We start from the raw sequence: 21,350 nt of genomic DNA, 5'->3' as shown, positions 1-21,350 counted from the left end.
TATTAATACTACTGTCTTTTATTTATTATATTTTTTAGAATTTAACATCCATTTTAATTTCTTTTCCACCTCTATTTACTACTATAGGAGCTTTATCTCCTGTTGAGAGTTTATATAGTGATTTATTTAAATCTGACATTGTTGATATTTTTGTATCTGCTAATTTAACAATAACATCTCCTGTTTGTATTCCAGCTTTTTGAGCAGGTGAATTAGATATAACTTCAGCTACATAAACACCTTCTTCTGCTTCTATATTCATACCTGTTGAAGCTTCAAACTTATAAACTTCAGTTCCACTTATTCCTAATGTAGGTTTTTCAAATTTACCTGTTTTTATAATTTGTTCCACTATTGGTTTAGCCGTATTTATAGGTATTGCAAATCCTAAACCTTCTGCTTGAGATGCTTTTGCTGTATTTACACCTATCACTTGACCTTTTTCATTTAATAAAGGCCCTCCACTATTACCAGGATTTATACTAGCATCTGTTTGCATTAAACCTGTCATGTTAGACTTCTCTGTTTGTATAGTTCTGTCTAATCCACTTATTATACCTTGAGTTACACTTTTTTGGAATTCAAGACCTAATGGATTTCCTATTGCGATTGCAATATCACCTGTTCTTACATTATCACTATCCCCTAATTCAGCTGGAGTTAATCCTTTTTTGTCAACTTTTACCATTGCTAAATCAAGTTGAGGATCATTCCATAAAACTTTACCTGTTGTATTTGATCCATCATTAAATAATACATTAACATCTACTGCTTTTCCATCAGATACAACATGTGAATTTGTAAGTATATATCCATTTGCATCTACTATAACACCTGTACCTACACCTTGAGATTGCGTTGGTATAGCAAATATATTGTTAGTATCTATGGTTGTTGTAGTTATACCAACTACTGATGGCATAGCCTTATCAGTTACTGCATGATATATATTTTTACTTTTTCCATCATCATTTATAACTATCTCTTTAGAATTTGATTCTGATTTTCCCATACTATTTTTCATTAAAACAACAGTTAATAAACTACTTAACATACCTGTTATTATACAGACTATAACGATTAGTCCTATTCCTCTTTTACTTGACACAAATATCCCTCCTAATTAATTTCTAAAAATAAATAATCATCCTTATTATGTATTTTTAGCAAAATTAATATTTTAATAACATTTATTTTAATTTTATCTAAAAAATTTATATGATAATTAAATATTTTTTTATATTTACTTTATACTTTTTATAAAAGTATTGTTATTTAAAAATAAAAGAAACCACCACTAAGATAATTTTATCTTAATGATGATTTCATTATATTACTGTATTCTTAATTTAACCTTAACTAACTTAATTAAGATTAAAGTCTTTTTTCTAATTCTTCTTTTTCTTTTTCAAATCCTGGTTTACCTAAAAGTGCAAACATGTTTTTCTTATAAGCTTCAACACCTGGTTGGTCAAATGGGTTAACGCCTAATAAATATCCACTTACTGCACAAGCTTTTTCAAAGAAGTAAACAAGGTATCCAAAGTTATATTCATCTAATTGAGGTATGTTTACTATTAAATTTGGAACTTGTCCATCTGTATGAGCAAGTAAAGTTCCTTGGAAAGCTTTATTATTTACAAAGTCTACAGTTTTTCCTGCTAAGTAGTTTAATCCATCTAAATCTACTTCAGCTTCATCTATAGCTACATTTTTCTTAGAGTTTTCTACATTAAGAACAGTTTCAAATAATATTCTCTTTCCTTCTTGTATATATTGACCCATTGAATGTAAATCTGTTGAGAAGTCTACTGCTGCTGGGAATATACCTTTGTTGTCTTTCCCTTCACTCTCTCCATATAATTGCTTCCACCATTCAGATACATAGTGTAATTGCGGTTCATAGTTTACTAACAATTCAACATCTTTACCTTTTCTGTGTAAAACATTTCTTACTACAGCATATTGGTAACTGTGGTTAGTTTTTAAATCAGATGTTTTAAATTCTTCACAAGCATCTGAAGCACCTTTCATCATAGCATCTATATCAAGGTTAGCACATGCTATTGGTAATAATCCAACTGGCGTTAATACAGAGAAACGTCCACCTACATCATCAGGTATTACAAATGTTTCATAACCTTCTTCATCAGCTAATTTCTTTAAAGCCCCTTTAGCTGAATCTGTTGTCGCATATATTCTCTTGCTTGCTTCTTCTTTTCCATATTTTTTTTCTAAGAAGTCCTTGAATATTCTAAAAGCTATTGCAGGTTCTGTTGTAGTTCCTGACTTCGATATAACATTTATAGATACATCTTTATTTTTGATTACATCTAGTAAGTCCATCATGTATGTTGAACTTATATTGTTACCAACATAATATATTTCTGGAGCTTTTCTTTCGTCTTTAGATAAATTATTTCTAAAAGAATGACTTACCATTTCTATAGCAGCTCTTGCTCCTAAATACGATCCACCTATTCCTATTACTAATAAAACATCTGAATCCGATTTGATTTTTTCTGCAGCTTTCTTTATTCTTGCGAACTCCTCTTTATCATAGTTGTTAGGAAGATCAACCCACCCTAAAAAGTCATTTCCTAAACCAGTCTTTTCATGAACCATATTGTGAGCAGCGTCAACAAACGATTGCATACAGTCTATCTCATTTTGACTGAAGAATCCTAAAGCTTTACTATAATCAAATTTTATATTTCCCATAAACTTACCTCTTTCCTTTATGTAATATAATGAAATTATATCATAAAAAATATTATAGATTAACAAAAAAATAACAATTTTTTTAATTTATATAATTATTTATAAAATAATAATATTGCTATATTTTAAATTTATATTTTATTAAATTTTTTTATTATCTAATAAATAATTTATATATTCTTATTTTAATATTATTTACAAAATTTAAAATAAAAAAGTTGCCTTTTTAAGGCAACTTTTTATTAGTTATTTGTTACTCTATCTGCAATAACTTGTTGTGCTATATTTACTGCATGATCTGATATTCTTTCTAAGTTAGATAATATATCTAAGTAAATAACTCCATTATCTATACTACATAAACTATTGTTTAGTCTATGCATATGATTAGCTCTACATGACTTTTCCATTATATCTACTTGTTCTTCCATTTTTATAACCTTGCATGCTAAATCAACATTAGATGTTCTCATAGCTTCTAAAGCATATGTATATGCAGATATAACTTTATTGTACATATCTTTTAATTCAACCATTCCTAATTCAGAGAATGATACATCTGAATCTATAGCAAGTTGAGCTAACTCTGCTATGTTTTCTGAATGATCTCCTATTCTTTCAATATCATTTACTGTATTAAATAATACATCAACAGTTTCTCTTGAATTTTCATCTAAAGATGCTTTAGATAATTTCAATAAATAATTTAATATTAGTTTTTGTAAATTATTTAACATTAACTCTCTCTTAAATGATCTTTCAATTTTCTCAGGTGATTTTTCGATTAAACCTTCCATAGCTGAGTTTAAGCTTTCTTTTGCTTTTTCACCCATTCTTAAAGTTTCTTTTATTATATTAACTAATGCTATTGAAGGAGTTTCTATCATTCTATCATCTATATATTTAACTGTTCTTACTTCATCTTCATCTTCATCTGTTTCTTTATCTGGAACTAACTTTATAGCAATCTTTATTATTAATTTAGTAAATGGTAATAAAGCTACTACTGATACTATGTTGAATAATGTATGTGTATTTGCTAATTGTCTAGCTACATTTCCTGGATCCATAGCTACAACTATATGTTGAACTGGCTTGCTAAGGAATATTAAGAATATAATTGTTCCTAATACATTAAATACTAAATGCATCATTGCTGCCCTTCTAGCATTTTTATTAGCTCCGACACTTGATATTAATGATGTTACACATGTACCTATATTTTGACCGTATAGTATTGGTAATGCAGCTTCTAAAGGTATTAATCCTTTTGCTGCTAAAGCTACTAACATCCCCATTGAGGCACTTGAACTTTGTACTATTGCTGTTATACCAAAACCTAGTAAAAGCCCTAATAAAGGATACTTACCAAATGTAAGTAATAAGTCTGTAAATCCTTTGTATCCTGCTAAAGGTTCTACTGCTGCTTTCATAAAGTCCATACCTGTAAATAATATACCAAAACCTATAAGTATTTCAGCTAAATTCTTTTGCTTTGGTTTATTAGAGAATAAATATAGTATTATACCTATTCCTAGAGCTACTGGAGCCATTCCTGTTAAGTCTAAAGATACTAATTGTGCCGTTATAGTAGTACCTATATTTGCACCCATTATAACTCCTACAGCTTGAGGCAGTGACATGATTCCCGCATTTACAAACCCAACTACCATAACAGTTGTTGCACTAGAACTTTGAATTACAGCTGTAACTAATGCACCTACTAAAACTCCCATTATAATGTTACTAGTAAGTAATTCAATTATTTTCTTTAATTTGGCCCCGGCTGACTTTTGAAGTCCGTCTCCCATAAGATTCATTCCATATAAGAAAAGTCCTAGGCCTCCCATAAGATTTACTATAATTTCCAAAACCATTTCCTCCTAAAGATAATCCTCATTTCGGTATAAATAAATACACCCCTTGTATTTTATCAAATCCTAAGGGGTGTTATGTTAAAATTATGTTAAATATTATAGAATTATTAATAATTTGTTAAAATCATGTAAAATTTTGTAGTTTTATATGTTAGAATATTTCATTATTATTTTTTCTGCACACTTGATTCCATCAACAGCTGCAGTAACTATTCCACCTGCATATCCAGCACCTTCTCCACATGGATAAAGATTTTTCGTATTAGATGATTCTAATGTTTCTTCGTCTCTAACTATTCTTATAGGTGCTGAAGATCTAGTTTCTACACCTGTTAATACTGCATCATGCATTGCAAACCCTTGTAGTTTATTATCCAAAGATACTAAGGCTTCTTTCATAGTAGTAGTTACAAATTCAGGAAGACATTCTCTCAAGTCGATAAATTCTATTCCAGGTTTATATGATGATTCTACACTACCTAAACTTGTTGTTACCTTACCATTTAAGAAATCACCTACAAGTTGAGCTGGAGCATTATAATTCTTTCCGCCTAATTCATATGCTAACTTTTCATACTTTTCTTGGAAGTATACTCCTGCTAGTGGATCTTCACTTCCAAAATCTTCAGGCAATACATTAACTAAAAACGCACTATTAGCGTTTGCTTTATCTCTTGCATGCTCACTCATACCATTAGTTACTACTTCAAATTCATTCGATGCTGAAGCTATTACACTACCTCCTGGACACATGCAGAATGTGTATGCAGTTCTAGCATTAGAAGTATGTTCTATTAATCTGTAGTCAGCTGAGCCTAACCTAGGGTGATTATAAAATTCTTTGTACTGAGATTTGTTTATTAATTCTTGAGGATGCTCTATTCTTGCCCCTATAGCAAAAGGTTTTTGAATTATTCTTACTCCTCTTTTATGTAGCATTTTATAAGTATCCCTTGCACTATGACCTATAGCTAAAATAACCACTTCTGATTCTATGGTTTCTGTTTCATTTATAACTACACCTTTTATTTCTTGATTTTCAACTATAACATCTGTAACTTTAGAGTCGAATCTAACTTCTCCTCCAAGTCTTATTATTTCATTTCTAATATTTTTAACTACACCTTTTAAGATATCCGTACCAACATGTGGCTTGTGAGAGTAAAGTATTTCATCTGGTGAACCAAAATTAACTAATTCCTCTAATACTTTTCTACATCTTATATCTTTTATTCTTGTAGTAAGTTTTCCATCTGAGAATGTACCAGCTCCCCCCTCTCCAAATTGTACATTTGAGTTATTTTTAAACTTTCTATTATTCCAAAATTCATTTATATCCTTTGTTCTATTATCAACATCAAGACCTCTTTCTAATAAAAGTGGATTATATCCTTTCTGAGCTAATAATAATGCTGCAAATAAACCTGCTGGTCCGCTACCAATTATAACTGGTCTAGTATTCAGCTTTTTAGCTCCTACTTCTACACCTATATATGTAGCCTGCTTAACTTTTACAACATCTTTTACTTTAGATTTTAAAATTTTATCTTCATTATTAACTTGGGCATCTACCGTATACACAAAGTCTATTTTCCCTCTCCTTCTAGCGTCTATAGACTCTTTATATATATTGTATTTTATAAGATCTTTTTCTTTAATTTTTAATTTTTTTATTACAAGACCTTTAAGTGAAGAAATATCTTCATCTATTCCTAATTTTAAGTTAGATATTCTTATCATAAATTTTTGCTCCTCTTTTGTTTTTTACAATGTACATATAAATTATATATCTATATATATTTTTTTATGTATTATAGTTTGCTTGTATGTAAAAAAGCTAGGGTATCAAGCCTAGCTTTATATAAACATCATATCTATATTTTCTATTCCTACTAAATCGAGCTTTATTAGTCCTTCTTTGTTATAAGACCTCTTATAACTTTCATATTGTTAAATACTTTTTCTAAGAAGTTTTCAGCTTCTTCATTATCTAAAAGAGCTATTTCTAATTGTTCATCATCGTTAATACCTTTAGATTTACAGTATTGTTTAGCAACTTTTATTAACTCATTCTTTGCATCTATAGATAAATCAAATTCTTTATAATCTATTATTATGTATTGTTTAGTTTTTTGAGTTTGTCCTTCATTGTATCCTATTTCTATATGATAAATAACAGCATAAAGGTTATTTGAATTTTCTTCTCCTTTGTATACAGGTACTGCAGGATTAGATTTTATAATGTTTGTTGATACTGCTATTGCATTTCCTAAACTAAGACTCATAACTATACCTCTTTCTATACATTTTATATATTTACTATTTTATACATTATTCGCATATATTAAAACCTTTTTTTATAAATTATATAAAATTTAAATTTTATATAGTTAATTTTTAAATTTACACAAAATTTTAGGAACTATATATTAATATAATTCCTAAAATAATTAAACATATTTATAATATTTCTATTTCCATAAAATGAAAATTCATAAAAATATTTTAATAAATCCTATGATACTTTAAGATCTTTGTATCTCTTACCTAAAGTACTTGGACTTATTTCATATTTTTTAGATATTTGAGCTTGTGTTATGTTCTCTCCAGCAACTTTTTTGATGTGGTATTCAACTGCAGCTGCCCATCCGTTTTCAGAACCTTTAACTTCTCCGTTAGCTTCCTTGTATTCATTCCAGAATGCTATACAAGCATCTATGTGTTCTTTTTCAACATTTTGTCTAAGAACTCCACACACTTTACATTCATCTTCTATAACTTCATCTTGCGTCACAGCTACTTCTTGAGCTGCTTGATTCGTTTTAGATTCTTTTTGTTGTTTTAAATATTCTGCTATACTTGGATCTAATAGTTGTTGCATATACTTATATAGTATATGAGTATGATGTATTAAGAAAGTTTTCATGTCTTTATATAAGTCTTCATATTGTCCGAATAAATGTTTTATATCATTGCATATAACATCTTTAACTGCATCAGATATGCTTATAGTTACGTCTATTAGTATACTTACATCATCAACTGTAACTATTCTAGCTATCATACTGCTTCCTACTTTAAAGTCTTTTAATAAGTTTACGTCTTCTGTGCAAACTTCTTTGTCCGTTAAGCAATCTTTTAATAATACTTTATCGTCTTTAACTTCAGTTACTTCGTATATTCCTACGTATGATTCGAATAAGTTTCTTAATATTTCTACATCTCTTGTAGTTAAGTTATCTCTGTTATTTTCATAGAACTCAACAGTCATAACTTTCTTATTCTCCATTATATGATCTTGTATAAAATACGTATTGAAGAATCTTTCAAACTTTTCGTTAGTTGCTTCATCTTCTACTATATAAAACATTTCTTTAGCTTTTTCATACTCGTCTTGGTATTTATCTTGCTTAGCAAATTGCTGTATTTTAGTATATAATTCCGAATATTGCTTTTGAGAAAGACTTACCTTTCTACTAGCTCTTTCAGATACAACATCTTTATTTAAACAACATTTTTTATATTTTTTGCCACTTCCACAAGGGCATAACTCGTTTCTCCCTAACAATGTGACTGTCACTCCTTCGTTTTTAAATTAAAGTACAATTTGTTATTATACCATTTTTTCCTCAAGTATTCTATAATTATGCTATTATTTTATATTTTTTTGTATACTGTAAACTTTTGGTATAACAATTAATTGCATTATTTATAAATTTTCTATAAGTTTAACCTATATTCCTTTAAGTTTTACTAATTAAGTTTATACTAAATATCTTAATATTTATCATTAAAATCTATTAATTTATTCGTTATTTCATGCTTTTTTATTATGTGACCATATACGCCACTATAAAGCTTCTAATATCGACTTTAATTTATGTTTTATTTTTCGGTTGTTAGAGTTATTTTTTTAAATTATTTAACTTATTTATTCATTTGTATTTTCTTTATAATCCTTCGGATAAAATACTTTAGTCCCTGCTTTAACAACAACTGTATCATCTTCTATATTTATTACGAATTGGCCTTTTTCACTTTGTGGACTTGGTTCTTTCGTTAAATACTTTTTTTCTACCAAATCTTTAAGCGATATCTGTGAAAGTTCTTGGTTTATTCCATCTACTTCTACACCATCCTGGATAGCTAAATTTGCTGCAGTAGCTATGCTTGAAGCTGCTACATAATCAGCTTTTTCTTTTGCATTTCTTTGAACTTGTCCAAATTTCATAAATCCTAAACTCGTTAATATACCTAATATTGTTATTACAAGAACCATTTCAACTAATGTATATCCTGGTTTCTTTTTCTTCTTTAAATTTTCTTTAATACTTTTATTCATTAAAATTATCTCCTTTATTGTATTGCAGTTATTGAATCAAACATAGGTAAAACCATAGCAACCATAAATATACATACAAAAATTCCTAGTATAATCATTATTAATGGTTCTATCCATTTCATCATCTTATCTAACATAGTATCTAATTCATTATCATAAAATTTTTCACTGGTACTTAGGCAATCATCTAATCTACCACTTTCCTCTCCTATATTTATCATTGATATAAACATATCCGGAAATATGTTTGAAGCATTTAAAGAATATGCGACTTGATTACCATTTTGTATATACTCTATAGATGTACTCATCTTTTCATAAATATAATTACTATTTATGACTCTAGAAGATATATCTATTGCCTCTACAATTTGTACTCCACTTTTTATCAAAAGTCCTAAGGATTTACAAAATCTTGTTGTAATAATTATTTTAGTTATTTTATTAATTACTGGAAGTTTAAATTTGAGATTGTCCAATTTTACTTTAGAACTTATTTTTGATATATAATATAAGGTGGGTATCATTGCTAAAGTAAAAAAAATTATATAAATATATTTTGTTCTTATAAATTTAGATGTATTCACTAGTACTTTCGTTATCAATGGAGGTTCTATTCCATTACCTTCAAATAGCATTTCATAATTTGGTATTACAAATACCATTATAATTATGAACGATAAAAAAGCTAATGTAGATACTATTATTGGATATATGGATGCATTTCTTATTTTAGCTTTCATTTTATATTCTTTATCATAATATTGAGCTAAATTTCTCATAGCTACATCTAATTTACCACTTGCTTCACCTGCTTTTAGCATACTTATAAAGAAATTTGAAAATGAGTTGGTGTTTGTGAATGAATCTGTTATTGAGCTGCCTTGTTTTATATATTTGGACACTTCTTCTAGTTTCAAGGAAATTTTCTTATTTGATTGTTTTTTTAATATATCTAAAATTTTTAATATTTCACATCCAGACTCTAATAATATAGACATTTGTCTGCATAAAATACTTAACTCTTTATCCTTTATTTTATTATCTTTTTTTAGTATAAATTTCTTAGAATTTTTTAAATTATTTTTCATTTCTATTATATTCTCAGAGTAACTTTGCATATATTAATCTCCTACTAATATCAAATTCTCTGCTATAGAACACTCTTCTATAGTTGTTATTTTATCTTTTATTAATCTCTTAGCACTTTCCTCAAATGTAATCATATTATTAGTTTGAGCTAATCTTTTTATTTCTTTATATCCATTCATTTGTTTGATTGATTCTCTTATACTATCATCTATTTCTAGTATTTCATAAATAGCTGTTCTACCTATATACCCATCATTGCAATTTTCACACCCTACTGCAACTTTACTTATTATTCCATTATCTTTTACAATCTCTTCACTACATTTTGAACACACTTTTTTAACTAATCTTTGTGAAATTACTCCTATAAGAGATTCACTTATTAAATACGGTGGAATTTGCATATCTATAAGTCTTGATATCGATGAGATAGCGTCATTTGTATGTAGTGTACTTATTACTAAATGACCTGTAGATGCTGCCCTAATTGCCATCTTTGCAGTTTCTAAGTCCCTAATTTCTCCTAACATTATAATATCTGGATCTTGCCTTAGAATAGACCTTAACCCAGACTCAAAGCTAATACCATTTTTTCTACTTACAGGAGTTTGATTTATACCTTCCATTTTATACTCAACAGGTTCTTCTATCGTCATTATATTTTTATTTTTATATCTCAATTCATTTAATAACGAGTATACCGTTGTAGTTTTGCCACTTCCTGTAGCACCTGTTATTAATACTATTCCTATATTTTTATTCATCATATTATTAATTTTTTCTACTGCATCTGTAGAAAATCCTAACTCCTCTTTTTTCTTTAGAAATGAATTTCTATTTAATATTCTAAGTACAATTTTTTCTCCATACACAGTAGGCATACTAGATGCTCTGATATCAATTTCATTATTGTTTAAAACCACATCCACTCTACCATCTTGCGGAATTCTCTTTTCTGTTATATCCATAGACATCTCTAATTTTATAATAGATGATAAATATGGATATATATTTATAGGAAATTCTTTTATTTTTTTTAGCTCTCCATCTATTCTAAATCTTATAATAATCATCTTTTCAAATGGTTCTATATGAATATCACTAGCCTTTTGTAAAACTGCTTTTTCTAGAATATCTTTAAATATATTTCTTGCATAGCCTTCATCTAGTGTTTGATCTTCTGAATAAGTTTTTATTTGTATATTTTCATCAGATTCTTTTTCTTTATTTAATATTTCTACACTATTGTTTGTAACTTCATCTTTATTTCTATGTAATTTATATTTGACTCCCAACTTAATAGGAATTGCACTTTTTAAAATATTTTCTTTACTAATAATTTCAATCACCCTTTATATACTCTAATTTATTCGGAACATTCATCTTTTTCATCAATATATTTTCATCTACTTTAAAGTCTACTTTTATAGGATAACTACTTTTTATGCTTTTTATATAATCACTATCTTTTTCTATATATTTATTTAATTTTTCTAAGTTTCCAATAACCTTTATTTCATAAGGCTGTACAATAGGTACAGAATTTATATTTATATGACTACCAGCTAAAACTATTTCCGAGTATTGATTTAATCTTTGATCATTTATAGAAATAAATTCACCTCCATTTATTTTAATCTCATTTACTAGATTTATTAATATTTTATTGTAATCAATTAAATTTGCTATATTACCTACATCTGCACTTATTGCATCTATTTTTATTGCTATACCTTTGTCTTTAATATCTGTATAAGTTAAATATTTTTTGAGATTACCTATTTCTTTTACAGACTTTTCATCAGCAAATTTATTTTTTAATTCATTTAATTCGTCTTCTACATTGTCTTTTTCTTTTTCTAAATTTTTTATGTCTTTATTCATTACTTTAGTTTCTTTTCTTAGTAGCTTAATTTTACTTATGTATTCGTTATTATTAACTTCATTATCCTTTAGAACTATACCAATGAATGCTCCTGACACGATGCTCATTAGTATTATCAACATATATTTATTTTTCATACTTCTATACTCCTATAAAACGATTTGTAATAATAAATATCATAGTTATTTTAGTCTTGTTTTTGTTAAATATCTATAAATTATTTTTATATAGTATATATTTATAGATATTTTTGTTTTTAAATTAAAAGGAGTATACTTTATATCTTAAGCATACTCCTTCTTAATTTAATAATTTTTATATAAATATTATTAGTTATTTTTCATATTTTAATATTCTATTAACTATATCTTTTCTTAGTGCTTCTATTTCATCAAATCTCATATTAGGAACGTAATGAGCCTCTATAACATCATGTTTAGCTTTTGCTTTTTTAAGATTAGAAATTCCATAGTTTATTAATTCATCAAATACCTTTTTATCAAAATTTATTTCTTCTTCATATTTAGCTAATTTATATTGATCTAGATACTTATCTAAATCGATAGTATTTGTTCCCTCAAATAATTTACTTGTAGTTATTCCTATATTTAAGTCTTTTATAATTATAGTTTCTAATTTATCTTTTATTAGAGGATAATGATATACTTCTACTTCCATTCCTTTTTTTATAGCTTTATCGCATACTCTTTTTAAGAATGTTGTTTTTCCAGTTCCGATATTTCCACTTAGATGGTATACCTTAGATACTTCACTTAAAATACTATCTGCGTAATCTACATGCCCAATTGGAGTTATTGCTGTTCCGAATAAGTTTCTCTCTTTTTGATATATACCTGTGCTACTTGCATTTTTAAACAATTCATATATAAAGTGCTCTGTTAATAAATTTACCTGACCAAAATCCATGCAATCTTTATACTTTTCTTCTATATCATAATAAATCGGCTCTGCTGATTTTAAATATTTATATGCTCTTCTAAACGAGCTGCTTATATCTTTTCCACACTCTACTATTTCTACTTTATTTTTTTCTAGATTTTCTAGGTTCCAATATTCACCTAGATTAACTATCTCATCTATAGCTCCCGGATCTTTAGGATCTACAATATGTGGCGCTGTTCCATCTAATAACACAACACCTAATTCTTTTATTAATACTGCATCTAATGAACTTGGATCTGATGGACAATAATGTAATTCTATATCATATCCTTTTTCTAAAAATTCATTAGCTATTTTTTTCATTAAAGATGATTTCCCTACTCCCGGGCCTCCTTTTAAGCAAAATATTCTATTTACATTTTTTGTTATGATGTTATCAAAAAAGTTAAATGATCCATTTGCTGTATTTGCTCCTGGAAATAATTTTCTAGATTTTCCTTCCATGAATAAAGCCCCCTTTAATATTTATCTTCTATCTTATTAAAATATTAATAAAGTCTTTATTTTGTTACTCATCATGTAGATAATTTATTTATCTTTGTATTTTATTTTAACTATCCTTAAAATCACCTTAGAACGTTTTATTATTTTTATATGATATTTAATACTAAAAACACTCTGATTTATTTTTATAGAGGTTTTAAATCCATATTTTTAATATATAAGCCTTATTTATAATCATTTATTACAATAAAAATAGAGTAACTTACGTTACTCTATTTTTTAGTCAACTGTTATTTCATATCCATGTTCGTTGTATTGTTGGATTATTTCATCCCAAATTTCTTCAACTCCAGTTTTCTTTAGAGAAGATATTGGTAATATTTTTTCATCTTTTTCTAGTTGTAATTTTTTCCTTATTATGCTCATATGCTTTTGATATTGACCTCTAGATATTTTATCTGCTTTAGTAGCTATTACTACACAATTATATCCAAAGTGTTTTATCCATTGATACATCATTACATCATCATTAGTAGGTTCATGTCTTATATCTACAAGTAATAATATAGCACATAGCTCATTTCTATCTTGTAGATACCTTTCCATTATAGTTCCCCATTTTTCTTTTTCAGACTTTGCAACTTTTGCATAACCATATCCTGGTAAATCAACAAAGAAAAACTCTTGATTTATAAGATAGAAGTTTATTGTTCTAGTCTTTCCTGGTGTCTGACTTGTTCTTGCAAAGTTTCTTCTGTTTAATAATGTATTTACTGTTGATGATTTCCCAACATTTGATCTACCAACTAAAGCTATTTCTGGTATACCTTCATCAGGATATTGCGATTTATTTATCGCACTCATCGTTATTTCTGCATTTCTTATTTTCATTATTTTTCACCATTCCTTAATAATGCGTGCTCTAATACTTGATCCATATGCTCTACAAGTACAAATTCCATTTTTTCTTTTACATTTTCCGGTATTTCTTCTAAATCAGCTTCACATTCTTTTGGAAGTAATACTTTGGTTATACCAGCTCTATGAGCAGCTAGTAATTTTTCTTTGACTCCACCTACAGCTAATACTCTACCTCTTAAAGTTATTTCACCTGTCATTGCTACATTATTTAATACTGGTATATTAGTTAATGCTGAAATAACAGCTAAAGCCATAGTTATACCAGCTGATGGACCATCTTTTGGAACTGCACCTTCAGGTATGTGAATGTGTATATCATTAGTTTTATAAAATTCCGGATCTATATTAAATCTATCAGCTATTGATCTTATGTATGATATACCTGCTTGTGCAGATTCTTTCATAACATCTCCTAGCTTACCTGTTAACACTATCTGACCTTTTCCTTTAAGGGCATTAACCTCTACCGTTAATGTCTCTCCTCCTACTGAAGTCCACGCTAGTCCAGTTACAACACCTACTTCTGGCTTAGCTCCTGCCAATTGATGTCTATATCTATTTTTTCCTAAATAATCATCTAGGTCTTTTTTAGTCACTATAATTTCTTCTAATGATTGATCTTCAACATACTTTTTAGCAACTTTTCTACATATTTTTCCTATTGTTCTTTCTAGGCTTCTTACTCCTGCTTCTCTAGTATAAGAGTTTATTATATCTCTTATAGTTTCATCATCCATTTTTATAAAGTCAGGTTTTAAAGCATGTTCCTTTATTTGCTTTGGAAGTAAGTATTTTTTAGCTATATTTAATTTTTCTTCTTCTATATAACCAGATACTTCTATTACTTCCATTCTATCTAATAAAGGTCTTGGTATAGTACTTAAACTGTTAGCAGTTGTTACAAAAAGTATTTTAGATAAATCAAATGGCATTTCTATATAGTGATCCACGAAATCCTTGTTTTGTTCTGGATCTAGTACCTCTAGCATAGCTGAAGAAGGATCACCTTTATAATCTGCAGACATTTTGTCTATCTCATCTAGTAAGAATACTGGATTTTTAGTTTTTGCTTCTTTTAATCCATTTACTATTCTTCCTGGAATAGCTCCTACATATGTTCTTCTATGTCCTCTTATTTCAGCTTCATCTCTAACTCCACCTAAAGATATTCTTACAAACTTTCTACCTAAAGAGTTTGCTATTGATTTAGCTATTGATGTTTTACCAACACCTGGAGGTCCTACTAAACATATTATTGGTCCTTTTAATGATTTTGATAACTGTCTTATTGCTAAATATTCTAAAATTCTTTCTTTAACTTTCTCAAGACCGTAATGCTCATCATCTAATATTTGTTTAGCTTTTTCTAAATCTAATTTATCTCTTGTTTCATTATTCCAAGGTAAAGAGAATACATTATCTAAGTATGTTCTACTTACTGATAAATCAGGTGACATTGGAGAAACTTTTGAGAATTTATCTATTTCTTTAGCGATTTTTTCTTTAGTTTCTTTTGGAGCTTTGATCTTTTTAAGCTTTAATCTATACTCTTCAACTTCTGAATTTATATCTTCGTCTTCTCCTAATTCCTTTTGAATAGCTTTTAATTGTTCTCTAAGATAGTATTCTTTTTGAACTTTATTCATTTGTTTCTTAACTCTTAAAGTTATTTTCTTTTCTATCTTTAATATGTCTATTTCTTCTAAAAGAATTGTATAAACTAACTCTAATCTCTTTTTAACATCAAATTCTTCTAGAACTTGTTGTTTTTGTTCAGGCTTTAGATATATGTTAGCTGCTATAGTATCTATAAAACGGTCTACATCATCTATCTCTCCTAATGATATAAGTATCTCTGGAGAAACCCTATTTCCAATATTTATGTACTCTTCAAATGCATCAAATACATTTCTAACAAAAGCTTCAACTTCTATATCTTCATCTGCATTTTCTTCATCAAATACTATTTCTTCGATTTTTGCACTGAAATATCCATCTTCTAGCTTTATTTCTGTCGCCTTACCTCTAGAAATACCTTCCACTAATACACGTACAGTATCCCCTGGTAATTTTATCATCTGTTTAACTTTACAGATTGTCCCAACATGATAAAAATCATCTTCTGTAGGTTCATCTACCTCTGCAGCTTTTTGAGATGTTAAAAACACTAAGTCTTCTTCCGAGGCCATTGCTTCTTCTAATGCTCTTAATGATACTTCTCTGCCTACATCAAAATTTAATATCATATATGGGAATATCGCTAATCCTCTAAGTGGAATTAACGGTAATTCATGTTCTACTCTAGTATAATTCTGTTCCACTAATATCACTCCTTAAAGTGCTAGATTTTATTGCTTTATATATTATATATTTACGAAAGTTAATTTTCAACATTAATACCAACTTATTAATATAATTTAGTATTATTTTACAACACATATTAAATTAAATTATATTCTAATTTTCAATTATTGATATAATTCCCATCTATTTAGTTTAAAACTCATACTTTTTCAGTTTTTATTGAAAATATTATTGTTATGTTATAATGATTACATATAACATAATAACATATAAATATTAAACTCTGGAGGTCTTATTAAATGTTAAAATTATTTTTAACCTTTGTAAAGATTGGTACCTTTACGTTCGGAGGCGGATATGCGATGGTCCCTCTTATTGAGGATGAACTTGTACATAAACAAAATCTCCTTACGCAAGAAGAATTTATAGATTATTTATCTATAGCCCAAAGCTTCCCTGGCGTTTTAGCTGTAAATATTTCAGTGTTACTAGGATATAAACTTTATAAAATTCCAGGTATTATAGTATGTACACTAGGTTCTATACTTTCAGCCTTTGTAATAGTTCTAGCTTTTTCTTATTTTTATTTTAGCAATGGTTCTTCAAAATTTCTCGATGGTTTCTTTAAAGGGGTTAGCCCAGTTGTAATAGCACTTTTATTTTACTCATTCACTAACCTACTTAGTAAGCTTAATAAAACTAAAAAGAATATCCTATTACTTATTATATCATTTATAGCAATAGGCATATTTAACATAAGTCCAATTTACTTAATAATAGGAGGAGGTATCTATAGCTTATGTTTAAAATAATGTTACTTTTCCTCATATTCCTAAAAATTGGTGCATTTAGCTTTGGTGGCGGATATGCTATGTTACCATTTATTCAACAAGAATTTATACATAAGTACAACTTTATTTCTAGTCAAGAATTCTTAGATTTACTAGCTTTATCTCAATCAACACCAGGGCCTATTGCTATCAACTGTGCTACTTTTATCGGATATAAAGTTGGTAATATAGTAGGATCTATATCTGCAACTTTAGGGGTTATAATTTTTTCAGTTGTTTGTTTAGCTATAATCTCTAGATTATTTGATAAATTTAAAGATAACTATAAAATAGAAAATTTACTAGTTGTATTAAGGCCAATTACATTAGGATTCATTTTGGCAGCTGCTTTTTCATCTACTTTAGATGTTTCTTGGGACTTATATTCAATAATATCATTTATATCTTCTTTTTATCTTTTATACACAAAAAAAATTGGTTCAATCTCCGCAGTTTTTATATACGGAATTATTGGGATGATACTATTTAGGTAAATTAATTTTTTCTCAATAATTAAATTTAAAAAAGAAGCCTACAAGACTTCATAATTATAAAAATTCTAATTTTGAGGAATTTAAAAAGGAGCTTATAAGCTCCTTTTTATTTATGCACTTTCTTCTTGATCTTTAAGTACTATAACTGGTTGAGCTCCTCCGTCTACCGCTTCTTTTGTCACTATAACTTTTTTAACGTCATCTCTAGAAGGAACTTCAAACATACTTTCCATCATAACATTTTCAACTATACTTCTTAGACCTCTTGCCCCTGTATTTCTCTCTATAGCCTTTTTAGCTATAGCACGAAGAGCATCATCTTCAAATTCTAGTTCTACTTCGTCTAACTCTAGTAATTTTTTATATTGTTTTACTAAAGCATTTTTAGGTTCTTGTAATATTCTCATTAAAGCATCTTCATCTAATAATTCTAAAGTTGCTACAACAGGAATTCTACCTATAAATTCTGGTATTATACCAAATTTAAGTAAATCTTCTGGAAGTACTTGAGCATATACTTTACCTAAGTCCATTTCTTTTTTACTTTCTATTTTAGCTCCAAATCCTAGTGTTTTTTCTCCACCACGTTTTTGGATTATCTTTTCTATTCCATCGAAAGCTCCTCCTAATATAAATAATATATTAGTAGTATCTATCTTTAAGAATTCTTGATGTGGGTGTTTTCTTCCACCTTGTGGCGGAACATTAGCAGTAGTTCCTTCTAATATTTTTAGAAGTGCTTGCTGTACACCTTCACCACTAACATCTCTAGTTATAGATGGATTTTCAGATTTTCTAGCTATCTTATCTATCTCATCTATATAAATTATTCCTCTTTCAGCTTTTTCTATATCAAAATCAGCTGCTTGTATAAGCTTTAAAAGAATGTTTTCAACATCTTCTCCAACATAACCAGCTTCTGTTAATGATGTAGCATCTGCCATTGCAAAAGGAACATTTAAAGTTTTTGCTAAAGTTTGAGCTAGTAATGTTTTACCCGAACCTGTAGGCCCTAATAAAAGTATATTACTCTTTTGAATCTCAATTTCTTTAGTGTTAACTTTTTTGCTGTAGATTCTCTTATAATGATTGTAAACAGCTACAGATAAAGCTTTTTTAGCCTTTTCTTGACCTATTACATAATCATTTAATATCTCCATCATTTCCTTTGGTTTTGGTAATGATGTAGTATCCTCTTCTATAGTTTCATCTACTTCTTCTTGTATAATTTCATCGCAAAGTTCAACACACTCATCGCATATATACACATTTGGTCCTGCAATTAATCGTCTTACCTGCTCTTGATTTTTACCGCAGAATGAACATTTTAACTGTCTTTTTTCTTCGTATTTTGACATATTAACACCTCTTCCTATCTACGGTCTTGTTGTGATTACTTCGTCTATTAAGCCATATTCTTTAGCTTCATTTGCACTCATGAAGTTATCACGTTCAGTGTCCATTTGAATTTTTTCTAATGGCTGACCAGTTCTCTCTGATAGTATTTGATTTAATGTTTCTTTCATTTTTATTATTCTTTTTGCATGTATTTCTATGTCTGTCGCTTGCCCTCTAGTTCCACCTAATGGTTGATGTATCATTATTTCACTATTTGGTAAAGCAAATCTCTTTCCTTTTGCTCCTGCTGATAATAAAAATGCACCCATAGATGCTGCCATACCTATACATATAGTAGATACGTCTGGTTTTATGTACTGCATAGTGTCATATATGGCCATACCAGCCGTTATACTTCCACCTGGTGAATTTATATATAAATGTATATCCTTATCTGGATCATCGGCCTCTAAGAATAATAACTGTGCTACTATAAGACCAGCAGTAGCGTCATTTACTTCATCTCCTAGAAATATTATTCTATCCTTTAATAATCTAGAATATATATCGTACGATCTTTCTCCTCTTCCTGTTTGTTCAACAACTACAGGTACTAATGCCATGGATCATACCCCCTCTTATAACTTCTATTTTATATATATATAATTTACAGTAGCCTAGTTAGGCTACTGTAAAAAATTAAGCTATTGTTGCGTTTTCAAGTAATAAGTCTATAGTTTTTCTTATTTTAACTTGACCTTTTATATCTTCAACATCTGTTTCTCTTAAAGAAGCTTTTAATTTTTCAACTTCCATGTTGTACATAGCTGACATTTTTTCTAATTCAGCTTCTACATCTGCATCTGTAGCTTCTACTTTTTCTGCATCAGCTATAGCTTCTAATACTAAAGATGACTTAACTAATTTAGCTGCATCTTCTTTTCTTTCATTTCTTAATTCTTCTATGCTTCTTCCAGTCATTTGTAGTAACTGTTGTAAGTTTAATCCTTGGTATTGTAATTGGTAGTTAAGTTCCATTAACATATTATCTATTTGATGTTGTATCATAGCTTCTGGAACTTCTACTTCTGTATTTGCAGCAACTTTTTCAACTAAAGTGTTTCTCATTGTAGCTTCTGAAGCATTCTTAGCTTCTTCTTCTAATTTAGCTCTTACGTCTGCTCTTAATTCAGCTAATGTATCAAATTCACTAGCATCTTTAGCGAATTCATCATCTAATGCTGGTAATTCTTTAACTTTTACATCATTTACTTTAACTTTGAATACAACTGGCTTTCCAGCTAAGTTTTCAGCATGATATTCTTCTGGGAAAGTAACATTAACTTCTACTTCTTCTCCAGCTTTTTTACCAACTAATTGCTCTTCAAATCCTGGTATGAAAGTGTTTGATCCTATAGCTAAGCTGTAGTTATCACCTTTTCCACCTTCGAAAGCTACACCGTTTTCGAATCCTTCGAAATCTATAACAGCTGTATCTCCGTTTTCTATAGCTTTATCTTCTACGCTTACTAATCTAGCGTTCTTATTTACCATTTCTTCTAAGCTGAATTTAACTTCTTCTTCTGTTACAGTATTATCAACTTTAGCTATTTCTATACCTTTGTAAGCCCCTAACTCGAATTCTGGTTTAACTTCTACGTTAACAACCATTACTAATCCGTTGTCTTTGCTTATTTCTTCAACATCTAAATCTGGTCTATCTATTGGATCTATATTTAATTCCTTTATAGCTTCTGGATATACTTCTGGGAATAATATTTCTATAGCATCATTGTAGAATACACCTTTTCCGTATTGAGTTTCTATAACAACCTTTGGTGCTTTACCTTTTCTAAATCCTTGTATATTGTACTTACCCTTAGTTTTGTTGTATGCTTTTGTTACTGCTGCTTCAAATTTATTGTTATCTACAGTTATTTTTAAAGTCACTTTGCTGCCTTCTTTTTTTATTAATTCTGCTTTCATTGACTTAATCCTCCTATATAGTTATGTAATAATTTTGTATATGGAATTATAATCCATTATACTTATAGTTAACTCTTTAATTATAGCACATAAGTTTTTTTATTTACAAGTGTTCCCTTCATTATGCAACTTAGTGGAATCACACTTATTCAC

18 protein-coding genes are annotated in these 21,350 nt (G+C 28.4%); 2 read left to right on the top strand and 16 right to left on the bottom strand.

All coding sequences use genetic code 11. The annotated features are described in order from the left end of the window. Positions 1 to 34: 34 nt before the first annotated feature. From htrA to lon, 13 genes are all read right to left on the bottom strand, one after another. Positions 35 to 1,108, bottom strand: a complete 1,074-nt coding sequence (gene htrA / locus NWE74_RS13285; RefSeq protein ID WP_330666377.1) for a serine protease HtrA — start codon at positions 1,106 to 1,108, stop codon at positions 35 to 37. A gap of 266 nt (positions 1,109 to 1,374) precedes the next feature. Further along, the gene (locus tag NWE74_RS13280) at positions 1,375 to 2,721 is read right to left on the bottom strand and encodes a glucose-6-phosphate isomerase (protein WP_258243483.1); all 1,347 of its coding nucleotides are present in this window, start codon (positions 2,719 to 2,721) and stop codon (positions 1,375 to 1,377) included. Positions 2,722 to 2,963: 242 nt separating this feature from the next. Then, positions 2,964 to 4,592, bottom strand: a complete 1,629-nt coding sequence (locus tag NWE74_RS13275; RefSeq protein ID WP_258243482.1) for a Na/Pi cotransporter family protein — start codon at positions 4,590 to 4,592, stop codon at positions 2,964 to 2,966. A gap of 150 nt (positions 4,593 to 4,742) precedes the next feature. Further along, positions 4,743 to 6,338: an NAD(P)/FAD-dependent oxidoreductase gene (locus NWE74_RS13270; protein WP_258243481.1), complete on the bottom strand. Its 1,596-nt coding sequence runs from the start codon at positions 6,336 to 6,338 to the stop codon at positions 4,743 to 4,745. Positions 6,339 to 6,505: 167 nt separating this feature from the next. Continuing rightward, the gene (locus tag NWE74_RS13265; protein ID WP_258243480.1) at positions 6,506 to 6,883 is read right to left on the bottom strand and encodes a hypothetical protein; all 378 of its coding nucleotides are present in this window, start codon (positions 6,881 to 6,883) and stop codon (positions 6,506 to 6,508) included. Between the two features lie 230 nt (positions 6,884 to 7,113). Continuing rightward, the gene (locus tag NWE74_RS13260) at positions 7,114 to 8,166 is read right to left on the bottom strand and encodes a YecA family protein (RefSeq protein WP_258243479.1); all 1,053 of its coding nucleotides are present in this window, start codon (positions 8,164 to 8,166) and stop codon (positions 7,114 to 7,116) included. A 363-nt stretch (positions 8,167 to 8,529) separates the two neighbouring features. Next, positions 8,530 to 8,940 carry a type II secretion system protein gene (locus tag NWE74_RS13255; RefSeq protein ID WP_258243478.1) on the bottom strand — a complete coding sequence of 137 codons (411 nt, stop codon included), beginning with the start codon at positions 8,938 to 8,940 and terminating at the stop codon, positions 8,530 to 8,532. Between the two features lie 14 nt (positions 8,941 to 8,954). Next, positions 8,955 to 10,061 carry a type II secretion system F family protein gene (locus NWE74_RS13250; protein ID WP_258243477.1) on the bottom strand — a complete coding sequence of 369 codons (1,107 nt, stop codon included), beginning with the start codon at positions 10,059 to 10,061 and terminating at the stop codon, positions 8,955 to 8,957. 3 nt (positions 10,062 to 10,064) lie between these two features. Beyond that, positions 10,065 to 11,381: a GspE/PulE family protein gene (locus tag NWE74_RS13245; RefSeq protein ID WP_258243476.1), complete on the bottom strand. Its 1,317-nt coding sequence runs from the start codon at positions 11,379 to 11,381 to the stop codon at positions 10,065 to 10,067. Beyond that, positions 11,374 to 12,054, bottom strand: coding sequence for a DUF881 domain-containing protein (locus tag NWE74_RS13240; RefSeq protein WP_258243475.1), 681 nt, complete (start codon positions 12,052 to 12,054; stop codon positions 11,374 to 11,376). Before NWE74_RS13240 ends, NWE74_RS13245 begins: the two co-directional genes overlap by 8 nt. 196 nt (positions 12,055 to 12,250) lie before the next feature. Next, a complete protein-coding gene (locus NWE74_RS13235; protein ID WP_258243474.1) occupies positions 12,251 to 13,324 on the bottom strand; it encodes a PRK06851 family protein in 1,074 nt (357 codons plus the stop codon). Between the two features lie 279 nt (positions 13,325 to 13,603). Next, a complete protein-coding gene (yihA, locus tag NWE74_RS13230) occupies positions 13,604 to 14,215 on the bottom strand; it encodes a ribosome biogenesis GTP-binding protein YihA/YsxC (RefSeq protein WP_258243473.1) in 612 nt (203 codons plus the stop codon). Continuing rightward, positions 14,215 to 16,566 (bottom strand): endopeptidase La, encoded by a 2,352-nt coding sequence (gene lon / locus NWE74_RS13225; protein WP_258243472.1) that lies wholly within the window; start codon positions 16,564 to 16,566, stop codon positions 14,215 to 14,217. Before lon ends, yihA begins: the two co-directional genes overlap by 1 nt. A gap of 282 nt (positions 16,567 to 16,848) precedes the next feature. Between lon and NWE74_RS13220 the strand changes: the two genes are divergently transcribed. Both NWE74_RS13220 and NWE74_RS13215 read left to right on the top strand, forming a co-directional pair. Then, the gene (locus NWE74_RS13220; protein ID WP_258243471.1) at positions 16,849 to 17,361 is read left to right on the top strand and encodes a chromate transporter; all 513 of its coding nucleotides are present in this window, start codon (positions 16,849 to 16,851) and stop codon (positions 17,359 to 17,361) included. Then, a complete protein-coding gene (locus NWE74_RS13215) occupies positions 17,349 to 17,873 on the top strand; it encodes a chromate transporter (protein ID WP_258243470.1) in 525 nt (174 codons plus the stop codon). Before NWE74_RS13220 ends, NWE74_RS13215 begins: the two co-directional genes overlap by 13 nt. A 110-nt stretch (positions 17,874 to 17,983) precedes the next feature. On the opposite strand, the gene clpX is transcribed toward NWE74_RS13215, so the two are convergent. From clpX to tig, 3 genes are all read right to left on the bottom strand, one after another. Further along, complete coding sequence (gene clpX, locus NWE74_RS13210; protein WP_309137284.1) at positions 17,984 to 19,231, bottom strand: ATP-dependent Clp protease ATP-binding subunit ClpX; 1,248 nt, start codon at positions 19,229 to 19,231, stop codon at positions 17,984 to 17,986. 18 nt (positions 19,232 to 19,249) lie between these two features. Next, entirely contained in the window at positions 19,250 to 19,834 is a 585-nt protein-coding gene (clpP, locus tag NWE74_RS13205; protein WP_258243469.1) for an ATP-dependent Clp endopeptidase proteolytic subunit ClpP, read from the bottom strand. A gap of 76 nt (positions 19,835 to 19,910) precedes the next feature. Beyond that, a complete protein-coding gene (gene tig, locus NWE74_RS13200; RefSeq protein ID WP_258243468.1) occupies positions 19,911 to 21,197 on the bottom strand; it encodes a trigger factor in 1,287 nt (428 codons plus the stop codon). Positions 21,198 to 21,350: the final 153 nt, after the last annotated feature.

The sequence above is a fragment of the Romboutsia lituseburensis genome, assembly GCF_024723825.1.
Lineage (GTDB): Bacteria > Bacillota > Clostridia > Peptostreptococcales > Peptostreptococcaceae > Romboutsia_F > Romboutsia_F lituseburensis_A.
The sequence above is the reverse complement of the archived record's forward strand: the minus strand, read 5'-3'. Positions and strand labels throughout refer to the sequence as shown.

Bases quoted from the DNA above. Each gene is read 5' to 3' on its own strand.
- NWE74_RS13280 (WP_258243483.1), bottom strand. From the start codon at position 2,721: ATGGGAAATATAAAATTTGATTATAGTAAAGCTTTAGGATTCTTCAGT.
- NWE74_RS13270 (WP_258243481.1), bottom strand. From the start codon at position 6,338: ATGATAAGAATATCTAACTTAAAATTAGGAATAGATGAAGATATTTCT.
- NWE74_RS13265 (WP_258243480.1), bottom strand. From the start codon at position 6,883: ATGAGTCTTAGTTTAGGAAATGCAATAGCAGTATCAACAAACATTATA.
- NWE74_RS13255 (WP_258243478.1), bottom strand. From the start codon at position 8,940: ATGAATAAAAGTATTAAAGAAAATTTAAAGAAGAAAAAGAAACCAGGA.
- NWE74_RS13250 (WP_258243477.1), bottom strand. From the start codon at position 10,061: ATGCAAAGTTACTCTGAGAATATAATAGAAATGAAAAATAATTTAAAA.
- NWE74_RS13240 (WP_258243475.1), bottom strand. From the start codon at position 12,054: ATGAAAAATAAATATATGTTGATAATACTAATGAGCATCGTGTCAGGA.
- NWE74_RS13235 (WP_258243474.1), bottom strand. From the start codon at position 13,324: ATGGAAGGAAAATCTAGAAAATTATTTCCAGGAGCAAATACAGCAAAT.
- yihA (WP_258243473.1), bottom strand. From the start codon at position 14,215: ATGAAAATAAGAAATGCAGAAATAACGATGAGTGCGATAAATAAATCG.
- NWE74_RS13220 (WP_258243471.1), top strand. From the start codon at position 16,849: ATGTTAAAATTATTTTTAACCTTTGTAAAGATTGGTACCTTTACGTTC.
- NWE74_RS13215 (WP_258243470.1), top strand. From the start codon at position 17,349: ATGTTTAAAATAATGTTACTTTTCCTCATATTCCTAAAAATTGGTGCA.
- clpX (WP_309137284.1), bottom strand. From the start codon at position 19,231: ATGTCAAAATACGAAGAAAAAAGACAGTTAAAATGTTCATTCTGCGGT.
- clpP (WP_258243469.1), bottom strand. From the start codon at position 19,834: ATGGCATTAGTACCTGTAGTTGTTGAACAAACAGGAAGAGGAGAAAGA.
- tig (WP_258243468.1), bottom strand. From the start codon at position 21,197: ATGAAAGCAGAATTAATAAAAAAAGAAGGCAGCAAAGTGACTTTAAAA.